The 17,033-nt window shown below is 59.4% G+C and carries 15 protein-coding genes; 4 read left to right on the plus strand and 11 right to left on the minus strand.

The window, feature by feature from the left end; all coding sequences use genetic code 11:
• Window positions 1–7 precede the first annotated feature (7 nt).
• The 5 genes from CRP02_RS21305 to CRP02_RS21325 all read right to left on the minus strand — a co-directional run bounded on the left by CRP02_RS21305 (window position 8) and on the right by CRP02_RS21325 (window position 6,636).
• Window positions 8–1,117 carry an endonuclease/exonuclease/phosphatase family protein gene (locus tag CRP02_RS21305; protein WP_097172215.1) on the minus strand — a complete coding sequence of 370 codons (1,110 nt, stop codon included), beginning with the start codon at window positions 1,115–1,117 and terminating at the stop codon, window positions 8–10.
• Between the two features lie 253 nt (window positions 1,118–1,370).
• On the minus strand, window positions 1,371–2,399 hold the full coding sequence (locus tag CRP02_RS21310; RefSeq protein ID WP_097172216.1) for an ABC transporter ATP-binding protein: 1,029 nt from the start codon (window positions 2,397–2,399) through the stop codon (window positions 1,371–1,373).
• Window positions 2,387–4,081 (minus strand): ABC transporter permease, encoded by a 1,695-nt coding sequence (locus tag CRP02_RS21315; RefSeq protein WP_019565334.1) that lies wholly within the window; start codon window positions 4,079–4,081, stop codon window positions 2,387–2,389. The genes CRP02_RS21310 and CRP02_RS21315 overlap by 13 nt, the downstream gene beginning before the upstream one ends.
• A 9-nt stretch (window positions 4,082–4,090) precedes the next feature.
• Complete coding sequence (locus tag CRP02_RS21320) at window positions 4,091–5,074, minus strand: ABC transporter substrate-binding protein (protein WP_097172217.1); 984 nt, start codon at window positions 5,072–5,074, stop codon at window positions 4,091–4,093.
• Window positions 5,075–5,391: 317 nt separating this feature from the next.
• Entirely contained in the window at window positions 5,392–6,636 is a 1,245-nt protein-coding gene (locus CRP02_RS21325) for a PLP-dependent aminotransferase family protein (protein ID WP_097172218.1), read from the minus strand.
• Window positions 6,637–6,901: 265 nt separating this feature from the next.
• On the opposite strand from CRP02_RS21325, the gene CRP02_RS21330 reads away from it, so the two are divergent.
• Window positions 6,902–7,354: an RbsD/FucU family protein gene (locus tag CRP02_RS21330; protein ID WP_003513061.1), complete on the plus strand. Its 453-nt coding sequence runs from the start codon at window positions 6,902–6,904 to the stop codon at window positions 7,352–7,354.
• A 109-nt stretch (window positions 7,355–7,463) separates the two neighbouring features.
• On the plus strand, window positions 7,464–8,495 hold the full coding sequence (locus tag CRP02_RS21335; protein ID WP_097172219.1) for an endonuclease/exonuclease/phosphatase family protein: 1,032 nt from the start codon (window positions 7,464–7,466) through the stop codon (window positions 8,493–8,495).
• A 74-nt stretch (window positions 8,496–8,569) separates the two neighbouring features.
• On the opposite strand, the gene ilvC is transcribed toward CRP02_RS21335, so the two are convergent.
• The 3 genes from ilvC to CRP02_RS21350 form a co-directional block, all read right to left on the minus strand.
• Complete coding sequence (ilvC, locus tag CRP02_RS21340; protein ID WP_003507583.1) at window positions 8,570–9,589, minus strand: ketol-acid reductoisomerase; 1,020 nt, start codon at window positions 9,587–9,589, stop codon at window positions 8,570–8,572.
• 44 nt (window positions 9,590–9,633) lie between these two features.
• A complete protein-coding gene (locus tag CRP02_RS21345) occupies window positions 9,634–10,287 on the minus strand; it encodes a TetR/AcrR family transcriptional regulator (protein WP_003513063.1) in 654 nt (217 codons plus the stop codon).
• 152 nt (window positions 10,288–10,439) lie between these two features.
• A complete protein-coding gene (locus CRP02_RS21350; protein WP_097172220.1) occupies window positions 10,440–11,348 on the minus strand; it encodes an AraC family transcriptional regulator in 909 nt (302 codons plus the stop codon).
• Between the two features lie 187 nt (window positions 11,349–11,535).
• Between CRP02_RS21350 and CRP02_RS21355 the strand changes: the two genes are divergently transcribed.
• Entirely contained in the window at window positions 11,536–12,582 is a 1,047-nt protein-coding gene (locus tag CRP02_RS21355) for an NAD(P)-dependent alcohol dehydrogenase (RefSeq protein WP_097172221.1), read from the plus strand.
• 146 nt (window positions 12,583–12,728) lie between these two features.
• Here the strand turns inward: CRP02_RS21355 and CRP02_RS21360 are convergent, their stop codons facing one another.
• Window positions 12,729–13,994, minus strand: a complete 1,266-nt coding sequence (locus CRP02_RS21360; protein ID WP_097172222.1) for an NAD(P)/FAD-dependent oxidoreductase — start codon at window positions 13,992–13,994, stop codon at window positions 12,729–12,731.
• Between the two features lie 71 nt (window positions 13,995–14,065).
• Window positions 14,066–14,821 carry a pyridoxine 5'-phosphate synthase gene (locus CRP02_RS21365; protein WP_097172871.1) on the minus strand — a complete coding sequence of 252 codons (756 nt, stop codon included), beginning with the start codon at window positions 14,819–14,821 and terminating at the stop codon, window positions 14,066–14,068.
• A gap of 233 nt (window positions 14,822–15,054) precedes the next feature.
• On the opposite strand from CRP02_RS21365, the gene CRP02_RS21370 reads away from it, so the two are divergent.
• Entirely contained in the window at window positions 15,055–15,750 is a 696-nt protein-coding gene (locus CRP02_RS21370) for a MerR family transcriptional regulator (protein WP_097172223.1), read from the plus strand.
• A 107-nt stretch (window positions 15,751–15,857) separates the two neighbouring features.
• Here CRP02_RS21370 and CRP02_RS21375 read toward each other — a convergent pair whose 3' ends face one another.
• Window positions 15,858–16,985 carry an ATP-dependent DNA helicase gene (locus tag CRP02_RS21375; RefSeq protein WP_003513075.1) on the minus strand — a complete coding sequence of 376 codons (1,128 nt, stop codon included), beginning with the start codon at window positions 16,983–16,985 and terminating at the stop codon, window positions 15,858–15,860.
• Window positions 16,986–17,033: the final 48 nt, after the last annotated feature.

Genomic DNA, 17,033 nt, shown 5'->3' on the forward strand with positions numbered 1-17,033 from the left:
CAGCAGGTCAGATCAGATCGAGCGTCATAACGACAGGGCAATGGTCGGAAGCCTTCGGGCGGTCCCAGCCGGTGCGCGGATAACGATCCACCTCCTGCCCCGGCGGAAAGACCGTCCGGTAAGGCTGGCCAGCGCGGATGATTTCAGGAACCCTTGTCGCATTGATGTGTGCAAGATGCGGGGAAAGCCAGATATAATCGAGCTGGCAGAGATGCTGTTCCTGCGGCCCGCGCGAATGATAGAGCGTCCAGCGATCCATAACGTCGCGACGCGACATCGGATTGGTTACAAAATCATCCGCCGTGAAGATATCGAGCGCGCTCCGCTCCTCTTCGACCGGCGTAAAGCTGTAGCCGCTGCGCCGGTCGCCGGAAATCGAAATGCGTTCCTGATAATCATTCATGTCGCCGCAGATGGCAAAATTCTTGTTGCGGGTATTGTTTGCGCCCCAGCGGTTTTCGATGATGCGGCGAACGGCCATGGCTTCCGCCTCGCGGATCGGCATGGTGGCGAGCCGGGCATCTATGGCGTCACGGGCATTGGTCATGGATTTGAAATGCGTGACGTAAAGCGTCAGCGGTTTGCCGCCGATCCTCAGATCAATTTCCAGACAATCGCGTTTGAAAATCTTGTCGTCTATCTGGTTGGTCGCGGCAAGTGCGGGATTGAAGAGATCGAGATTGCGGTAGGTTAGCGCGGCGTGGCTCTTGATGTCGATGACCTCGATCTTGTCGCCGTCTCGGGTCTGCTCGCGCATGACGACGGCGACATCGATGCCGCGGCTGTCATTGCCCTCGACCAGATATTTCTGCAGATAGCCGTTGCCGACCATGCGGTAGAGATAGCCATATTCGAAAGCCTGCAGGGCCGCCATGTTGTCGACTTCCTGCAGGCAGAGAATATCGGCATCCGCATCCGCAATGGCCAGCGCTGAAAGTTGCCGCGTATCGTCTGTAGAAGAGACTGCCCGCGCACTTTCCAGCGCCTGATAGGTCGCCTCGTCGCGAATGTCGAAAAGCTGGATCGCCCTGTCGCGCCGCGTCTGGTTGCGAAAACCGGTAAAGTCGAAACGGGTGAGAAGATTTTCGATATTGAAGGTGGCAAGCCGAAGCGACATGTTTCATTCCTGTTGCTGGAATGGGAGCTTAGCCGCTCCTATCCGGTCTCGCCAGTGGCCTGTCGCGTTGATCAGATTTCCCGATTCACGATGTCGGATTTTATGTGCCGGGACATTCCCCACCCTGATTCCTGTGCCTGTCACGGGAATCCAGCCGACACGCGTCTGCGCGGCGAGAGGCGTCCTTTCAGCTCAAGGACTTTGGCTGGCTGGATCCCTGTGACGAGCACAGGGATGAGGGAGCGAGCAAATGCTAAAGACGCCACGCCGCACGAATCGCAACCGGCAGCCGGTCACCGACCGCAACCGATTCTCGAGAATAAGCCCGAAGCGCCTGCCCGTCCGGCAGGTCGAGACGCAGGGCATAACGTTCGCCCTCGTAGAGAACCGAGGTCACGGTGCAGGTGATTCCATCCGCATCCCGCACCACGTCCTGCGGCCGCACGAGAATATCCGCCCGTGGCAATTGCCCGCCGCTATCCATCGCTGTGCGGAGCGCGTCCCAGTCAATATCTCGCGAAGTGCCATCCGGCACCGGCAAAGTCAGGATTGCCCCCTGCCCCACCAGCGAGCCGACGAGACGCCCCTCCGGGCGTGCATAAAGCTCGGCGGGCGGCGCAACCTGAAGCAGCTTGCCCTGAGACATGACGGCGACATCGGTTGCCAGCGCCATGGCTTCCGCCTGATCGTGGGTGACATAGATCATCGTCGCGCCGGAGCGGATGTGGAAATCGCGAAAGGTCTCCTCCATCTCCTGCCGCAAATGCCGGTCGAGATTGGCGAGCGGCTCGTCGAGCAGCACCACATCGGGTTCGGTGACGAGGCAACGGGCCAAAGCGACGCGCTGCCGCTGCCCGCCGGACAATTCCGCTGGACGACGGTCCGCGAAACTTTCGAGACGCACGGCTGCGAGCGCTTGGGCCACCTTCTCGCGATATTTCTCACCCGAAATGCCGCGCACTTTCAAGGGATAACCGGCATTGTCGGCGACCGACATATGCGGCCAAATCGCATAGGACTGGAACACCATCGCCATGTTGCGCCGTTCCGGCGGCACCATGCTGCCGGCATCGGCCAGCACCCGCTCGCCGAGGAGGATGGAACCGTCAGTCGGTTGCTCGAAACCGGCAATCATGCGCAGCACCGTCGTCTTGCCGCAGCCTGAAGGCCCGAGAAGCGCGAGGAAACCTCCCTCACGCACCGTGAGCGAGACGTCGTCAACGGCGGGTTTCGACCCGGCTCCAAAGCTTTTCGTCAGACGATTGAGGATCAGTTTCGCCAAGGGACCACTCCTTTCGGCAGATAGCGCCCCAGAATTTCGAGCAGCAGCATGAGGAAAATCACCATGATGACGACAAGCACCGAAAGTGCGGAGGCAAGGTCGAAGCTGCCGCTGTCATCGAGGTTATAGATGAGCACACCGAGCGTCTGCGTGCCGGCGGACCACAGGAGCGCCGAAACCGTCAGCTCATTGCAGGCGATCAGGAAGACGAGGATGACGGAGGCGCCTGCGGCAGGCCCGACCAACGGCAGGATGATATCCTTCAACCGCCGCCAGAAACCGGCGCCCGAAAGCCGTGCCGCCTCTTCCAGCGACGGGTCGAATTGCAGGAAGGCGCTGACCATCGGTTTGAGGCTGACGGCGAAGAAGGAGGAAAAATAGGCGAGCAGAATGATCCAGATCGTGCCGTAAAGCGTGATGCCGAGCAGCGGGATGGGGGCCGCGAACAACAGGACGAAGGATACGGAAATCACCACACCCGGCAGCGCATAGGGAATATCCACAAGCGCCGACAGCAGAAACATGAAGCGGCTTTTGCCGCGCACCAGGAAATAGGCGGTCAGCACCGTCACCGCAAGCAGGCAAAGGGATGTGACCGTCGCCAGAAACAGCGAGTTGCGGAAGGCTGTGCGAGTTACGCTCTGCCGGTAGAGCAGCTCCTCATAGGCGTGCATCGTCGCGGTCTTGAGACTGAGCGGCACGCCATAGGCGGGGGCAAGCGAGCTTGCCACCAGCGCAGCAAGCGGTGCGACCAGCATGAAGAACAGCACGAGCCACAGCACAAGCTCAGCCACTACACGCCAGCGCGACAGCTTGAAAGTCGCGGCCTTGCCGGAAAGACCTATGATGCGATAGTCCCTGCCCTTCATTGCCCGCTCTTGCAGCGCAAGACCGGCCACGGAGATGATGGCGATCATGGTCGAGAGAATGGCGATGTCGCCGAAGGTGCTTGCACCAAAGCTGGCGAAGCGGCTGTAGATCAGCGTCGGCAGGGTGAAGATCGAGGCCGGAATGCCGAGGATCGCCGGAATACCGAAATTGCCGACATTGGACACAAACGAGATCGCCGCCCCGGCGATCAATCCCGGCGTCGAAAGCGGCAGGATGATATCGAACAGCACGCGGCGAGGCGAGGCACCGGAAAGCTTGGCTGCCTCGATGCCATCCTGCGGCAAAGCGAGCAGACCGGCGCGCAGCGACAGATAGACGAGCGGCGCATGCTGCACGCCGAGCAAAAGCGCGATACCGGCAATGGAATAAAGCGGTTGCGGCGAGCCCATGGGCGGCGCAAGGCCGATTGCCTTTAACAGCGTGCTGGAAGGCCCCGTCATGCCGATCCAAGACAGAGCCGTCACCTGCGGCGGGATCATCATTGGCAGCATGAAAAGGAAGCTCAGGATCGACTTGCCGCGTATGTCGCAAAGCGTCAGCGCCAGCGCGAAGCCCCCGCCGATCATGAGCGAAATCAGCATGCCGAAAAACGAGGTGGACAGCGTGTTCAGCGCCGCATCCCAAAGGGCGGGATCAGCCAGCAATCGCCATATGTCACCGTTGAGTGACGAAACAATGCCGGTATAGGCGAGCCGCCCGAGCGGCAGGGCGCTGAGCGCAAAAACGACGCTCACCACAAAAGGAAACAGCCAGCGCGGCTGGCTGTTTCCGTAGGCACTTGATCGGGACATGCCGCTATATCAGCCCTTGGAGCCGAAAATATCGGAGAAGGTCTTGAGATCCTGCTCGGAATTCTTCAGCGCGTCCGCTGCGTTGAGCGGCAGGACCTTGAGCTTGTCGCGGGCGGGGAAACCTTCCGGCATGCCAGCGTCAGCGCGCGCGGGGATGTAACCGAGCTTGACGAAGCCCTGCTGGCCCTTTTCCGAAAGCACGTAGTCGACGAACTTCTTCGCGGCTTCCTCATGCTTGGTGCCCTTGAGGATCGCGACCGGTTCGGTCACGGCCGAAACGCCCTCTTCCGGGAAGACGAACTCCACCGGCGCGCCCTTGGCCTTTTCGCGGATCGGCATGTAGTCGACGACAACGCCGTAAGCCTTCTCGCCTGATGCAACCGACTTCAGCACCGCGCCGTTACCGCCGCCGGAAATGGCTTCATTGGCCTTCAGCGCCTTGTAATAATCCCAGCCGAGATCCTTTACGGCGGCCAACGTCTGCGCGTGGATCAGCGCCGCACCCGAAGTCAGCGGGCTCGGCATGGTGACCAGACCCTTGGCTTCCGCCTTGGCAAGATCCTTCCAGCTCGTCGGCTTCATCGCAGCGGCAGTATTGTACATGATGCCGGTGGTGATGAGCTTGGTGGAATAATAATACCCGTCCGCATCGTAGAGCGACGCGTCGATGTTCTTCGCTTCCGGGGACTTGTGGGCCATAAGCTGGCCAGCCTGCTTCATGCGCTCAAGTGTGACGGTGTCGGCGATCAAGAGCACGTCGGCAACCGGATTGCCGGCACTGATCTCAGCCATCAGCTTGGCCATGATCTTCGGCGTTCCGTCGCGTACCCATTCGACTTCGATACCGGGATTGGCGGCCTTGAAACCATCAACGGTCGCCTGCGCGTCCTCGTTCGGCTGGCTGGTATAAAGCACCAGATCGGCGGCATTGGCAGCGGTGGCGATGAAGCCGAGCGATACGATGGCGGTAAAAGCGGAAAGCAGCGTTTTCATAGGTCCAGTCCCTGTTGTTTCGTGGGACCGCTAAAACATGATTGCATAACATGTATGTGACAGGCAGGATTTTAAGGGTGCAATAGCGGGAGAGTGACAAAGATCCCTGACAGTCGTGGTTTACCCCCCTCTACCCTGCCGGGCATCTCCCCCACAAGGGGGGAGATCGATCCGTGGCGAGGTCTCGCCCATCTCAACGTTCGAGAATGAAGTGACGAAAGAGCGTCTTGCCGATCTCCCCACCTGTGGGGGAGATGTCCGGCAGGACAGAGGGGGGTAAGCCGCACCCCCCGTCGCTGCCGAAAACCTCGCAACCCTCAAATCGCCGGAACCACCTCGGTCGTCTCCGCCTGCGCCGTCGCAATCAACCGGCCAAGCCGCTTCATGCCTTCCTCGATCATCGCCTCGTTGGCGCAGGAGAAGCTGATGCGTAGCGTATTCGTGCCCGAGCCATCCGCAAAGAAAGCGCGACCCGGAACGAATGCGACCTTTTCCGTTGCGATGGATTTTGCCAGCAGTGCGGCGCCATCCATGCCTTCCGGCAGGGTGACCCAGATGAACATGCCGCCTTCCGGCTTCGTCCAGCGCGTGCCCTTCGGCATGTATCTGTCGAGCGCAGCCAGCATCGCATCGCGGCGGGCGCTGTAGGCAGCCTTGATCTTGGCGACCTGTTTGTCAAAGCCGCGCGAAGCGACACGTTCGATGGCGATCTGGTTGATCGTCGAGGAATGCAGGTCTGCGGCCTGCTTCATCAGCACCAGCTTGCGGATAACAGGCGCAGAGGCAACGATGTAACCGACGCGAAGGCCGGGTGCGAGCGTCTTGGAGAAGCTGCCGCAATAGATGGTGCGGGTGTTCTCGATGCCGCCCGAGCGGGCAATATCCATTGCCATGATCGGCGGAACCGCCTCGCCGTCGTAACGCAGCGACTGATAGGCGGCGTCTTCGATGACGGCGATATCCAGCTCGTCAGCCAGCGCCAGAACCTTTTCGCGGCCGGCAAGATCAACGGTTTCCCCGGTCGGATTGGAGAAATCGGCAGAGAGATAAGCGAACTTCACGGCGCCGCCGAGCTTGGCCGCAGTTTCGCGGTAAGCCTCAGGCGTGCGGTTGCCGCCGGGATTGAGCTGGTCGTAATTCGGCTCATAGGCGTTGAAGGCGGAAAGTGCGCCGAGATAGGTCGGCCAAGTCACCAGCGCGGTATCCTTCGGCGACAGGAAGAGCTTGCCGAGGTAGTCGAGCCCCTGCTGCGAACCGGAAACGATGAAGACGTTGTCGGCAGTGCATTCGATGCCGATATCGGCCATCTCGCCCGCCAGCCATTCGCGCAGCGGCTTGTAACCCTCACTTACCGAATATTGCAGCGCTGCATTGACCTGCGCGCCGGAAAAAATATCCGCGTAAGCCTGCTGGAATTCTTCAGCCGGGAACAGGGCCGGGTCCGGAATGCCACCGGCAAAGGAAATGATGTCGGGTTGCTCGAGCAGCTTCAGCAGCTCACGGATTTCAGACGCTTTCATGCGCGAAGAGCGCGTGGCGAAAATTTGTTCCCAATCAAGCATGGGTACGTTTCCTCTTGTGTCGTTTTTATGCGTGCATCTTTACAGAAATGTCGATACGTCAGCAATACTGACTTATCAGTTTTTCGAATTATTTCTGCCTCCCTGCACCTTACCCGCATTTGGGCCCGCCTTTGGCGGACAAAGCCAAATACACCCTTGCGCAAAGCTTCACAATCTTCCGTTTGCGATTGACGCGGCAAGGTTTTCCGGCTGGATTGCGGCCACGCGCCGCGACACGGCGAAAGCATCATGGGAGTTTGACGACATGCTGAAAAATATCGACCCGGCGCTGAATGCCGATGTCCTTCACGCGCTGCGCGCCATGGGTCACGGCGATACGCTGGTGATTTCCGACACCAACTTCCCGTCCGATTCGGTGGCTCGCCAGACAACGGTCGGCAAGGTGCTGCGCATGGACAACATCTCCGCCGCCCGCGCCATGCAGGCGATCCTCTCGGTGCTGCCGCTCGACACGCCGCTGCAGCCGTCGGTCGGACGCATGGAAGTGATGGGCGCGCCGGACCAGCTGGAACCCGTACAGGTCGAAGTGCAGAAGGAAATAGACGCGGCGGAGGGAAAATCCGCCCCCATGTACGGTATCGAACGCTTCGCCTTCTACGAACAGGCTAAAAAAGCATATTGCGTCATCACAACAGGCGAGACCCGTTTTTACGGCTGCTTCTTGCTGACGAAGGGCGTCATCCCGCCGGGCAAATAAGATAAAACGGCAAAATGGGTCGTGTGCTACACCCGTCATGACAATTTCAAGTTGTTGTGGCAAAAACTTCCACTAGGTTTTGTAAAACCAACCGGAGGTGTGAGGTATCATGACCCAATATGTCCTGGCGTTCTGGAATGTCGAAAACCTGTTTGCGCCGGAGGGTTATCCGGCGCGCGAACCTTGGATTGCCGAGCGGCTGAAGAACGATCTGAAAGGCTGGACCGAAGATCTGTTCAAGACCAAGCTCAGGCAACTCGGTTCGATCATAAGACAGATCGGTGGCGCGGGGCCGGATCTGCTCGGCGTGTGCGAAGTCGAGAACCGTTTCGTTCTGGAGACGCTCGCGGACCATCTGAACGACCTTATGCCCGAGCGCGCCTACCGTGTGGTGCATGCAGATTCCAGCAAGGACCAGCGCGGCATCGATACGGCCTTCATCTATGACAGCAAGAAGCTGCTGATCAACGAAAACGAGATTTTCAGCCATTTCGTGATGCGCCGCACCGGTACCCGCGACATTACCCAATGCACCTTCATCACCAAGGGCGGACGCCAGCTTATCGCCCTTTCCAATCACTGGCCGTCGCGCTCCGGCGGCGCGGTGGAAAGCGCCGGTTTTCGCATGACGGCCGGTGAGACGCTTGGCTACTGGCACCAGCGGATCAGGGAAGAAAAAGGAAACGACATCGCCGTCGTCGCCTTCGGCGATTTCAACGACGACCCTTCCGATGCATCGCTGCGCTATCACGCCAATTCCACCCGCGAACGCGACGATGTCGAAAGCTCGCAATCGGCAATGTTCTACAATCTCACCTGGAACTACCTGCGCCAGCAGGTAGTGGATTCAGTCGGTACGGCAAGAACGATCTATGGCACGCTCTATTTCAACGGCGACGCCAATATCTTCGACCAGATACTCGTCTCAAGATCGCTTCTGACCGGGAGCAGCGGCTTCGCGGTGCGCGAGGAAACCGCGAAAATTGAAGCCATTGCCGCCATGGTCAGCCACAGCAAGAATGAGGGGCCGATCCGCTTCGGCCTGTCGAAAGGCGATGCAGTCAAAAACGTCAATCTCGGCGGTTTCTCCGATCACTTTCCCGTATCGGTCATTATCGAGGAAGCCGACGCCATCGTGTGATCGCGGACCACGCGCAATGCAGAAAGGCCGGAGCTCTCGCCCCGGCCTTCCAATATTCTGTCAAGCAATGAAGCTTAGTTGACAGCCTTGTCGACCAGCTTGTTCTTGCCGATCCAGGGCATCATGCCGCGCAGCTTTGCGCCGACTTCTTCGATCTGGTGGGCGTCGTTGTTGCGACGGATGCCCTTGAAGCGTGCGCCGCCGGCCTTCCATTCCTGCATCCACTCGGTCGTGAACTTGCCGGTCTGGATGTCGTGAAGAACGCGCTTCATTTCAGCCTTGGTGTCAGCGGTGATGATGCGAGGACCGGTGACGTATTCGCCCCACTCGGCCGTGTTGGAGATCGAGTAGTTCATGTTGGCGATGCCGCCTTCATAGATCAGGTCAACGATCAGCTTCACTTCGTGCAGGCATTCGAAATAGGCCATTTCCGGTGCGTAACCGGCTTCGACCAGGGTTTCGAAACCGGCGCGGATGAGCTCTACGAGACCGCCGCACAGAACGACCTGTTCGCCGAAGAGGTCGGTTTCGCACTCTTCCTTGAAGTTGGTTTCGATGATGCCCGAACGGCCGCCGCCAACGCCGCAGGCGTAGGAGAGAGCGAGTTCAAGCGCGTTGCCGGAAGCGTTCTGGTGAACGGCAACGAGGCAGGGAACGCCGCCGCCCTTCTGGTATTCGCCGCGAACCGTGTGGCCGGGGCCCTTCGGTGCGATCATGACGACGTCGAGCGAAGCCTTCGGCTCGATGAGGCCGAAGTGAACGTTGAGGCCGTGTGCGAAAGCAATCGCCGCACCGTCACGGATGTTGCCGGCAATGTCGGCCTTGTAGATGTCGGCCTGCAATTCGTCAGGCGTCGCCATCATCAAAAGGTCGCCCCACTTGGCGGCTTCGGCAACGGTCATGACCTTGAAGCCGTCGGCTTCCGCCTTCTTGACGGTCGGCGAACCGGCCTTCAGAGCGATGACGACGTTCTTGGCGCCGGAATCCTTGAGGTTCAGCGCATGGGCGCGGCCCTGGGAACCGTAGCCGACGATGACGACATTCTTGGACTTGATGAGATTGAGATCCGCATCACGATCATAATAAACGCGCATTGTATGGTCCTTCCCTAATGCTTGTCTCTGTGTGAACCGGAACCTCAGGCGACCTTGCCGCCCAGTTCCGAATGTACCTTTTCCGTGCCGTAGAGTGTTAGAAAGGCGACCACCGCCTTCTTTGCCCGGGCGGAAAAATCCTTGTCAGGCGCCTCGCCCAGCAGCATGCGCACATGCAGATCCGAAACGATGAGGCCGTAAAAACTGCGATACGCCTCTTCGGCGTCATCGAAACGCAGGTAACCCGAACGGCGACCCGCCTCGATCAACCCGCGGGCGCGGCGGTCGATCTGGCGACGGCCACGTTCCAGAAGAAGATCGCCAAGCTTCGAACCGTCACGGCTCGCCTGCCCTATCGCCAGACGGTTGAGCGCCAGCGACACATCGCCCGCCAGAACATCCAGCAGATCATGTGCGAAAACCTCGAGATGATCGGCAAGCTGCGGCGCAGACACGCGGTCGCCCGCCTTCTCGAAGGTGCGAACCTTGCTCTGCTGGAAGGTGATCATCGCGGCCAGCAGGCCGTCACGGTCGCCAAACCATTTGTAGAGGCTTTCCTTGGAACAGTTGGCCGCGCGCGCAAGACCAGAGGTCGTCAGCGCTTTCTCGCCGCCCTCGACCAGAAGACGCAATGCCTGATCCAGAACGGCGTTCTGGCGCGGCGAAAATTCCTGCGCTGTGATCGGGTCGGAGGCCACTTATTTCTACTCCAGAGGCTCGATTAATGTACCGTACGGTACGGTTCGAGCGCCATTTAAGCGGAGGCAGCTTGCCCGTCAAGCGCTTTCTTCACAGTCATGTACGAATTGACGCGATGCGGCAGCAGGACGCGCCGCACCATAATGCCGCTTTATCCCGCCGCGCTTATCTCACGCGAGGCGTCGACGTCGCGTGAGGGCGACAGCCCGTAAAAGCGGCTGTATTCCCGGCTGAACTGTGAAGGGCTCTGATAACCGACACGATGGCCGGCGGTGCCTGCATCCAGGCGCTCCAGCAGCATCAGCCGGCGCGCCTCATGCAGCCGCAACTGCTTCTGGTACTGAATGGGGGTCATGGCCGTGATCGTCTTGAAATGGTGATGGAAAGACGACACGCTCATGCCGATATGCTCCGCAAGTTCCTCGATACGCAGCTGGCGCGCGAAATTCTCGCGCAGCCAGGCGATGGAGCGGGCGATCCGATTGCCATGGCTTCCGGCAGCGACGATGTTCATCAGCTGCCCACCCGCTGGTCCGGTCAGGATTCGATAGAGGATTTCCTGCTCGATCAGCGGCGCCATGGCCGCAATGTCCGCCGGGCGATCAAGCAGGCGCATCAGCCGGATGGCCGCATCGAGAAGCTCCGGTGTGGCGGCGTTCACCACGATGCCGCGCTGGCCGCTTACCGGCTCCTGAGGCCGCTCGATTGGCATGCGGCTCATAAGGTCGAGCAGCTTTTCGCTGTCGATCGCAAGCCCGATGCAAAAATGCGGTATTTCCTCGCTCGCTTCCACCACACGCCAGGCAACCGGCAGGTCGAGCGAGGTCAGAAGATAGTCACCGGCCCCGTAATTGATGGTGTCCGTTCCCAGCTGAACGCTTTTCGACCCCTGGATCACCATTGCCAAACAGGGACGATAGCTGCCGTGGCACGGCGCGCTGGGTGTGGACCGGCGGCTGATGCCGAGGGTTTCGATTGCCGTCTGGACCTCGCCATCGCGGGTGGCATGCCGTGCGGCGATGGAGGCGATCTCCTGATAGAGATTGAACGGCATGGTCATCTGGGAAATCCTTTAGGGAAGGAAGCAGCGTGTCTGTTTGCATTATCTAGAAAGCCGGGCCAGTTTCCGCAAATAGCCCACCGCAATTTTTTGCAGGATCGTGCAAAAAGCTCGGAGGATCGCTCTAACGCCTCGGCACCCTTCCATTGCATATTCCGCCGTCCCCAACTCCCGAAAGGATATTCAGATGGCCATTGCAAGAGGTTATGCTGCGACCGATGCGTCGAAGCCGCTTACCCCGTTCACCTTCGAACGCCGCGAGCCTAACGATGACGACGTTGTCATCGATATCAAATATGCCGGCATCTGCCACTCGGACATCCACACCGTCCGCAACGAATGGAAGAATGCCGTCTTCCCGATCGTTCCCGGCCATGAGATTGCCGGTGTCGTGAAAGCCGTCGGCTCCAAGGTCACGAAATTCAAGGTCGGCGATCATGTCGGCGTTGGCTGCTTCGTCGATTCCTGCGTCGGCTGCGCCACCCGCGACCTCGACAACGAACACTACATGCCTGGCCTCGTCCAGACCTATAACGATGTCGATCCGAATACGAAGACAGCCACCCATGGCGGTTATTCCGACTCGATCGTCGTCAAGGAAGGTTATGTCCTGTCGATCCCGGACAACCTGCCGCTCGACGCTTCCGCGCCGCTTCTATGCGCAGGCATCACGCTCTACTCGCCGCTGCGCCGCTGGAACGCCGGTCCCGGCCAGAAGGTCGCAATCGTCGGCATGGGTGGTCTCGGCCACATGGGCGTCAAGCTCGGCGCTGCCATGGGCGCGGATGTCACAGTTCTTTCCCAGACCCTGTCGAAGAAAGAAGACGGCATGAAGCTCGGCGCGAAGGAATATTACGCCACCAGCGACGCCTCGACCTTCGAGAAGCTGGCCGGCACCTTCGACCTGATCATCTGCACGGCAGGTGTCGCAATCGACTGGAACGCCTATCTCGGACTCCTGAAGCCCAAGGGCAGCATGGTCGTGGTCGGTGCACCGGAACATGCGATCCCGGTCCACGCCTTCTCGCTCATCATCGGTGCAAAGAGCCTCTCCGGCTCGATGATCGGCTCGATCAAGGAAACCCAGGAAATGCTGGATTTCTGCGGCGAGCATGACATCGTCTCGGAGATCGAGACGATCAACATCCAGGATGTCAACGAAGCCTATGAGCGGGTGCTGAAGAGCGACGTTCGTTACCGCTTCGTCATCGATATGGCATCGCTCGACGCTTGAGCCTTGGATTGGCACAAGCTCGCCACATCCGCACTCCGTCACCCTAAATCAAGTCCGAGGTGACGGAGGAGTGGTTTGGCGCACTGACCAAAAACGCGAGCGCGGGAAGCCAATGCTTCCCGCGCTTTCCTTTACCCGCCCTGCCCTCAGGCCTCGTCCTTCAACGTCTCTTTCTGGGTGATAAGCCGCGCGCTGTGCTGGCCGCTGAGGTAAATCCACAGCCAGCTCCAAGCCACGGCCAGCCGCGAGCGCGTTCCGATCAGGAAATAGATATGGGCAAGCCCCCAGATCCACCATGCAAGCACGCCCTTGAGCTTGAACCTGCCGAAATCGATCACCGCCGCGCGTTTGCCGATTGTCGCCAGGTTACCCTGATGGCTGTAGCGGAACGGCGTGGGCTCCGGCTCTCCGGTTAGCCGCGCCTTGATGACCTTTGCCACATGGGCGCCCTGCTGTTTGGCTGCAGGCGCAATGCCCGGCACCGGTTTGCCGTTTTCCTGATTGACGGCGGCCGTATCGCCGATGACGAAGATATTGGGGTCGTCTTCCAGATTGAGATGCGGCCCGACGACAGCGCGTCCCGCCCTGTCGGCAGCGGCATTCAGCCACTTTGCAGCGGGAGACGCCTGCACGCCAGCGGCCCAGACCACCGTGCGGCACGGATAAAAGGTCTCACCCACCGTCACGCCCTCATCGGTGCAGGCCGTTACCGGGGTGCCGAGCAGAACCTCGACGCCGAGCTTTTCAAGCGCCTGCTTCGCATAAGCCGAAAGATCGTCCGTGAAAACCGGCAGAACGCGCGGACCTGCCTCGACAAGCAGCACGCGGCTCTTTCTGGTATCCACATTGCGGAATTCCGGCGGCAGCGCCTTGTGGGCAAGCTCGGCGATCATGCCCGCCATTTCCACGCCCGTCGGGCCTGCCCCGATGATGACGAAGGTCAACTGCGTCTGCCGTTCCTCTTCGCTGGTGGCAAGTTCCGCACGCTCGAAAGCCAGAAGCAGGCGGCGGCGGATCGTCGTTGCATCCTCGAGCGTCTTGAGGCCGGGAGCGGCACGCTCCCATTCGTCACGGCCGAAATAGGCATGACGGGCGCCGGTGGCCAGCACCAGCGTATCGAAGCCGATGACCTGACCGGAACTCAGATGCACGGTGCGGGCGTCACGGTCTACGCCGTTCACTTCCGCAAGTAGCGTCGTCACTTCCTTGCGATCGCGGTAAAGATGGCGGATCGGCCAGGCGATTTCGGATGTCGCAAGTGCCGTCGTCGCAACCTGATAAAGCAATGGCTGAAATAGATGATGGTTGCGGCGGTCAATCAATGTGATGCGGACAGGGGCCCCCTCCAGCCCGTGTACCATTTGTAAGCCGCCGAAGCCTCCACCCACGACGACAACGTGATGTTCTTGCATGTGTCTCTGCCTTTAAAAGCTCGCGCACGGAGCATGCGCAAGCAGATTATAGGCAAAAAAATTGACTTTGGTTATGAAATAGCCTGACCGCAGGCGCGACAAAAACGCCTGACTGTTTCAGCCATGCCATATTCCAGCGCATCCGCCGTCAACCCGTGACCGATGGAGACCTCTGCGAGATAAGGTATGCGTTTCATAAGCTTGGGCAGGTTTTCAACAGTCAGGTCGTGTCCGGCATTGACGGCAAGCCCGAGCGCTGCGGCGTAATCCGCCGTCTGTCCGAGTTTTTCCAGAAGCGCGTCACCCTTTTGCGGATCGTCAAAACAGCCGCCATAGGGACCGGTATAGAGCTCGATGCGGGCAGCACCCGTCTCAGCCGCCAGCTCCACCGCTTCGCGCTCGCCGTCACCATCGGCAAAAAGCGAAACCCGCATACCGCCAGCCTTCAGACGCCCAACGACTTCTCTCAGGAAAACCGCGTGCTTGCGGAAATCCCAGCCATGGTCTGATGTCGCCTGCGACGGATCGTCGGGCACCAGCGTCACCTGCTCAGGCTGGGTCTGTTCGCACAGAACGAGAAAATCCTCGGTCGGGTAACCTTCGATGTTGAATTCCGCGCTTGGGAAACTGTCATCGATAAGCGCACGCAGCACCGGCAGGTCCGAAAAGCGGATATGGCGCTGGTCCGGTCGAGGGTGTACAGTCAGCCCGCTAGCACCCGCAGCGAGTGCAATATGCCCGAAATGCGCGACATCCGGCCATGGGAGATCGCGACGGTTGCGCAGCATGGCAATTGCGTTCAGATTGACGGAAAGTTTTGCGGGCATGACATCGAGGCTCCGGTTCGGAATTGACATCCTGTTTCACGCAGGTTGACGCCGACCGCAAGGAGGCCGATAAAATTTTTTAAGAATGCGGGAACGAAAGCAGGCAATACAGGTTACGTTTCTCATGCAGCATCGGCAAAATGTCTTGATCAGAAGACAGTTCTGCGGTGGGGAACAAGTAACGAATGCCATAAAAAGCAGGCACACTGTCAAAACGCGCGAAGGGGGAAACGATGCAGAATGGCAGGATGCCGTTTGAACACGGCGACGAGGACAAACCCAATCTAAGGATCAGCAGCTTTTTACCGGATATAAGCCTGCCCTCCTCCCTGCCCGCCGAACCGGTTCCCATCGCCGACATGGCCAACATTTTCGGCGTAACGCACCGGACCCTGCATTTTTACGAAGAAAAGTCGCTGCTGACCTCGAAACGCATCGGCCAGATGCGGGTTTATTCCCACCGCAACGTGCAACGCATGGCCGTGATAAATGTCTGTCGCGAAGTCGGCATTTCCGTCGCAGCCATTACAGACATCATGGAAAAACTTGCCCGCTCTCTCTCGCAGGAAGAAGCGGACGAGATGTTCCACTCCGCACTGCGGCAGCGAAAAAGAGAACTGACCGCGGAACGCTCCACGCTTCAGCGTCAGGCCCAGCAGATCGAGGAACTGCTCGCCACCGATAACGATGCTGATGGCCTCGACGCCGCTGAGCGGGGACCGGGCAAGGATATCGCGCTGACAGACAACGAGCGAAAATGCCTGGAACTGATGGCGGAGGGGTACGCCCCGGTAAGGCTCGCGCGCGCTCTCGGCCTTTCAGGTAACGACCTCAACGAACTGGAGGCGAAGATCATCGGCAAGTTCAGTGCCAGCAACCGCTTTCAGGCGGTTGCCAAAGCGGTTCTGCTCGGTGTCATCCGCGCCTGACAAAGCATTTCCACGAAAACTGCACAGCGGTTTTCCGTCCGGACAATGCGCAGACAAAAGAATTGGAGCATTGAAGGTGTCCCGCTATTTACCGGAATTGCTCTATCTCAGCGAACGATTGTGAGTGTTTCTGCGGCGCGGGTGATGGCGGTGTAAAGCCACCGCTCGCGCGAATCGCGGAAGGCATAGCTCTCGTCAAAGAGAACCACATTGTTCCACTGCGAACCCTGCGCCTTGTGCACGGTCAGCGCATAACCGAAATCGAACTCGTCATAACGCTTGCGGGTGGTCCACGGAATTTCCGTTTCCACATCCTCGAAAGCCGCCTTCAACAATTTGATCTTGGCCGCGCCGCGATCCATATCGTCGTCTTCAGGCCGAATCATCAGGTTGATGCCGGGTTTCACCGTCTCGCGCGACGAACTCATGACCTGCCAGAGAGAGCCGTTCAGCAGGCCCTTGGCCGGATCGTTCCTGAGGCAAACCAGCTTGTCGCCGGATTGCGGATAATCGGCCGTAAAGCCCTTCAGCTCGCGAAGCCGCTGGTTATAGCGGCGGCGCGTGCGATTTGTGCCGACGAGCACCTGATCGGCATCGAGCACGAGCGACTGTGTCACCTCGGACTTGGAAATCACCTGCGCGGCACCGTAGTCGCCACGCATGATCTCGCGGCCTTCCCGCACATCCATGGCAAGGTGGATGATGGGATTGTCCTTGGCCTGCCGATGAATTTCGGAGAGCAGATAATCCGGCTCCTGCTCCGTGAAGAAGCCACCGCCTGAAACGGGCGGCAACTGCCCGGGATCGCCGAGCACCAGGATAGGTGTGCCGAAGCTCATCAGATCCTTGCCGAGCTGCTCATCTACCATCGAACATTCGTCGATGATGATGAGTGCCGCCTTGGCGAGCGGGCTCTGGCGGTTGATGGAAAACATTGGCGCGACCGAGGTCTTGCCGGTCTCCTCGTCTTCCACGGTCTCTTCGCCGCGCGGGCGGTAGATCAGCGAATGGATGGTGCGGGCATTGGTCGCCCCGCGCGAGCGCAGCACCTGCGCAGCTTTGCCGGTGAAGGCCGCAAACAGCACTTCGCCATCGACATTTTCCGCGAAATGTTTGGCAAGCGTCGTCTTGCCGGTTCCGGCATAACCGAACAGCCGAAAAACCGGCGTCCGGCCTTCCTTCAGCCAGCGGGAAACAGCCTTGAGCGCTTCGTCCTGTTGCGGTGAAAATAACATGCGCCCTCATCGCAGGATTCGAGTACCGTGCGCAACAGAAAAAGAACG

It is taken from the genome of Rhizobium sp. AN5 (genome assembly GCF_900215255.1).
GTDB lineage: Bacteria > Pseudomonadota > Alphaproteobacteria > Rhizobiales > Rhizobiaceae > Agrobacterium > Agrobacterium tumefaciens.